Source organism: Nocardioides sp. (assembly GCF_036405735.1).
Lineage (GTDB): Bacteria > Actinomycetota > Actinomycetes > Propionibacteriales > Nocardioidaceae > Nocardioides.
On the sequence record NZ_DASWXC010000110.1, the window covers coordinates 1 to 3,815 of the forward strand.

General features: G+C 72.0%; 6 protein-coding genes. 4 read left to right on the plus strand and 2 right to left on the minus strand.

The window, feature by feature from the left end:
• Positions 1 to 92: 92 nt before the first annotated feature.
• Both VGE38_RS17490 and VGE38_RS17495 read right to left on the minus strand, forming a co-directional pair.
• Positions 93 to 509, minus strand: a complete 417-nt coding sequence (locus tag VGE38_RS17490) for a DUF4439 domain-containing protein (protein ID WP_331143838.1) — start codon at positions 507 to 509, stop codon at positions 93 to 95.
• A gap of 22 nt (positions 510 to 531) precedes the next feature.
• Positions 532 to 1,014, minus strand: a complete 483-nt coding sequence (locus VGE38_RS17495; RefSeq protein ID WP_331143839.1) for a hypothetical protein — start codon at positions 1,012 to 1,014, stop codon at positions 532 to 534.
• Between the two features lie 106 nt (positions 1,015 to 1,120).
• On the opposite strand from VGE38_RS17495, the gene rimP reads away from it, so the two are divergent.
• The 4 genes from rimP to VGE38_RS17515 all read left to right on the plus strand — a co-directional run.
• Complete coding sequence (rimP, locus tag VGE38_RS17500; RefSeq protein ID WP_331143840.1) at positions 1,121 to 1,657, plus strand: ribosome maturation factor RimP; 537 nt, start codon at positions 1,121 to 1,123, stop codon at positions 1,655 to 1,657.
• Entirely contained in the window at positions 1,657 to 2,637 is a 981-nt protein-coding gene (gene nusA, locus VGE38_RS17505) for a transcription termination factor NusA (protein WP_331143841.1), read from the plus strand. Before rimP ends, nusA begins: the two co-directional genes overlap by 1 nt.
• 314 nt (positions 2,638 to 2,951) lie before the next feature.
• Positions 2,952 to 3,290, plus strand: coding sequence for a YlxR family protein (locus tag VGE38_RS17510; protein ID WP_331143842.1), 339 nt, complete (start codon positions 2,952 to 2,954; stop codon positions 3,288 to 3,290).
• A 105-nt stretch (positions 3,291 to 3,395) separates the two neighbouring features.
• Positions 3,396 to 3,815 (plus strand): translation initiation factor IF-2 N-terminal domain-containing protein (locus VGE38_RS17515; RefSeq protein WP_331143843.1); only part of this gene is annotated, 420 nt, incomplete at its 3' end.

Below are 3,815 nucleotides of genomic sequence, written 5' to 3' on the forward strand. Positions count from 1 at the left end.
GGGGAACATCTCGGGAGTTCCCCGTGGCGGTGGTTCGCGGGCCACTCACCATTTCCGACCCCTGAGGCGTCCGGCCGGGACCGCAGCGCCTGTCAGAGGCCGGGGAGCGGCTCGGCCGTCCCTCCGAAGTCCAGCGACCGCACCGCGGCGTCGGTCAGCGCCGTCACCGCCCAGGCCCGCTCCCGGCCCGTCACCTCGCCCACCAGGTAGGCGTAGGTGTCGGCGGCGGCCTGCTCGATCGCCAGCGCGGCGGCCCGTACGCCGCCCGGGCGGTCGATCCCCGGCGGCGTCGTGTAGCCGCCGGCCGCCGGCGTGGGGACCGCCCCGGCGGCCGCGAGCAGACCGGTGAGGTGGTCGCGGCGGCTGCGGTGGTGTGCGTGCGCCGAGCGCAGCGAGGCGTAGAGCCGGGCGTTCGCCACCCGTGAGGTGCGGCCGCCGAGCACGGCATAGAGGTAGACCGCGGCGTGCTCGGCGGCTAGCGCCGCCTGTAGCCCGTCGATCCTGCTCATCGGCCTGCTCATCGGGGCCTGCTCATCGGGCGACCGCCAGGAGCTGCGCGACACCGGCGTTGATCGAGGCCAGGGTGCGGGCCAGGCCCGGGTGTTCGGCGCGCACCGCGGCGTCGGCGAGAGCCCGCTGCAGCTCTGCCTCGACGGCCCGCAGCTCGGGCACCGTCGCGGTCGAGGGCGCGACCGTCGCCGAGGGCGACGCGGGCACCACGGCTCTCGAGGCGCCCAGCGCCTGCAGGTGGGCGTCGTGCGCCGTCACGAAGCCGGCGCCCTCGGGCAGGCGCTGCGCGAGCGCACGGGCGGCCGCGACCTGGGCGGCCAACTCGTCGGCCAGCCGGTCGTCGGCGTCGGGCTCGTCGGGCTCGGGCGTCGGCAGGCCGAGCAGGTCGTCGGCGTCACAGCCGGAGATCAGCCCAGAGATCAGCCCGGTGGTGGCCACCGCCAGGGCGAGCGCAGCGCCGGTCGCCGTACGGCGACGAAGGAGGGGACCCCGGGACGACAGCACGCAGTGACCCTAGCGTCCGGAGGAGCGGTTAGGCTGGGCGCCTGCGGCATCGGCGCAGCTGCGTCTGACAACAGGATCACCACAACAGGACAGGGAGGTGGAGCACGTGAGTGACGCCATCAAGGAGCGGCTCGGGACCGAGCTGACGGAGCCGCTCGCGTCCCTGGGCCTCGATCTCGAGGCGGTGGAGATCACCCCTGCCGGCAAGCGCCGCATCCTGCGCGTGGCCGTCGACAAGGACGGCGGAGTGACGCTCGACGACGTCGCCGACGCCACCCGCGCGGTCAACGACGTGCTCGACGCCTCCGACGCGATGGGCGAGCAGCCCTACACGCTCGAGGTGACCTCCCGGGGCGTCGAGCGACCGCTGACGCAGCCGCGCCACTGGCGTCGCAACGTCGGCAGGCTCGTCAAGGTGACCCACGTCGACGGCTCGTCCTTCACCGGGCGCATCGTCGCCCACGACGAGGAGGGTGCTGACGAGGGCGGCCGCGTGACGCTGGACGTCAACGGCCGCGACCGCACCGTCTCCTACGCGGACGTGAAGAAGGCCCTGGTGCAGATCGAGTTCAACCGTAGGTTCGAGGACGAGACCTCGGACGAGACCGGCGACGAGAGCGCCGTCGACGAGAGTGAGGCCTGATGGACATCGACCTGAGCATCCTGCGCATGCTGGAGCGCGAGAAGGAGATCTCCTTCGACGTGCTCGTCGAGGCGATCGAGCAGGCCCTGCTGACGGCGTACCACAAGACGCCCGGCGCCCAGGACAAGGCGCGGGTCGTGCTGGACCGCAAGACCGGTCACGTGAGCGTCCTGGCTGCCGAGCTCGATGACGAGGGCACCGTGGTCGGGGAGTACGACGACACGCCGGCCGGCTTCGGGCGGATCGCCGCCACGACCGCCAAGCAGATCATGCTGCAGCGGCTGCGCGACGCCGAGGACGACATCCGGTTCGGCGAGTTCTCCGGCCGGGAGGGCGACGTCATCTCCGGCGTCATCCAGCAGGGCCGCAACCCCGACGACGTGCTGGTCGACCTCGGCAAGCTGGAGGCCATGCTGCCGGTCAGCGAGCGAGTGCCCGGCGAGAGCTACGAGCACGGCACCCGGATCAAGTGCCTGGTCACCTCGGTCCGCAAGGGCATGCGTGGTCCGCAGGTCACGCTCTCGCGCAGTCACCCGAACCTTGTTCGCAAGCTGTTCGCGCTCGAGGTGCCGGAGATCAACGACGGCAGCGTCGAGATCGCGGCCATCGCCCGTGAGGCCGGCCACCGCACCAAGATCGCGGTGCGCTCCACCGCGTCCGGCGTCAACGCCAAGGGCGCGTGCATCGGCCCGATGGGGCAGCGGGTGCGCAACGTGATGGCCGAGCTCCACGGCGAGAAGATCGACATCGTCGACTGGTCCGACGACCCCGCCACGCTGGTCGCCAGTGCCCTGTCGCCGGCCCGCGTCAGCGCGGTCGAGATCGTCGACGCCGCCGCGAAGTCGGCGCGCGTGATCGTGCCCGACTACCAGCTCTCCCTCGCGATCGGCAAGGAGGGCCAGAACGCCCGCCTCGCCGCCCGGCTCACCGGCTGGCGCATCGACATCCGCTCCGACGAGGATGAGGCGACCCAGGCCTGACCGAGGCGATGCCCTGAGTAGGCGCGAGGGACGAGCGCCGTATCGAAGGGAACGAGGTCGGGCCTGCAGGCCGACCAGGTCGAGCAAGCCCTGCGACCGAGGAACGAGGTCGCAACGGGCGCGTCGAGACCCAGTGAGAGCTCGAAGCAGTTCCCAGAGGTCACACTCCACAGGCAGTTCCGCGACTTCGGGGGCGTTGCAACGCCCCCGAAGTCGCGGAATCCCCGGTTAACCGGGGATTCCGCCGCCCCGCCGCCGCTCAGCCCCGCCCCGTTTCGGGATCCACCCACCCGAGGCGGTAGAGTTGTCGCTTGGTGGCACGCCAAGACGAAACCCCTGCTCACGGTCCGATCCGGACCTGCGTCGGGTGTCGACAGCGGGCCGCCAAGCGCGAGTTGTTGCGGGTGACTGCCGGCACGGACGCGAACGGCCAGCCGGCCGTCGTACCCGATCCGACGGGCACCGCGCCGGGCCGTGGAGCGCACCTGCACCCCACCCCGGACTGCTACGACCTCGCGGTGCGACGGAAGGCCTTCACCCGAGCCCTGCGGCTCGAGGGTGGGCGCTCTGCCGCTCCGGTGGGGGAGTACGTCGCCGCTCGACCTGCCGTGAACCCTCTCGACCAGACCAGGAACTGGAGCAACAGCTCATGAGCACTCGATGAGTACTTCGCGATGAGCCGCTGTTTGCACAGCACCAACCACTAACGGTCACAGAGACACCACCGGGATGCCGGGTCTGTGGCCAGAAGGAGAATTGTGGCCAAGACCCGAGTTTCCGAACTCGCTAAGCAGTACGGCATCACCAGCAAGGAAGCGCTGGAGAAGCTGGGCGCGATCGGCGAGTTCGCCAAGACCGCCTCGTCCAGCGTCGAGCTCCCCGCGGTGAAGAAGTTCGAGGCGACGTACGGCGCCGAGCTGCTCGCCAAGATGAAGCCCGCCGGCGATGCCCCCGCCAAGACCGCCGAGGCGCCCGCGAAGGCCGCTGAGGCGCCGGCCAAGGCTGCCGAGGCTCCCGCCAAGGCTGCCGAGACGCCGGCCGCCGCGGCCCCTGCCGCGCCGGTCGCTCCCAAGCCCGGCCCCAAGCCGCCGGTCAAGAAGGCCGAGCCGGAGGCTCCCGCCGCGGCGGCCGCCCCGGCTCCGGCGACCGAGGCCCCCGCCGCTCCCGCCGCTCCTGCG

What these genes read in the sequence shown, in the direction of transcription:
- VGE38_RS17490 (WP_331143838.1), bottom strand. Translation starts at nt 509, where the DNA reads ATGAGCAGGATCGACGGGCTACAGGCGGCGCTAGCCGCCGAGCACGCC.
- nusA (WP_331143841.1), top strand. Translation starts at nt 1,657, where the DNA reads ATGGACATCGACCTGAGCATCCTGCGCATGCTGGAGCGCGAGAAGGAG.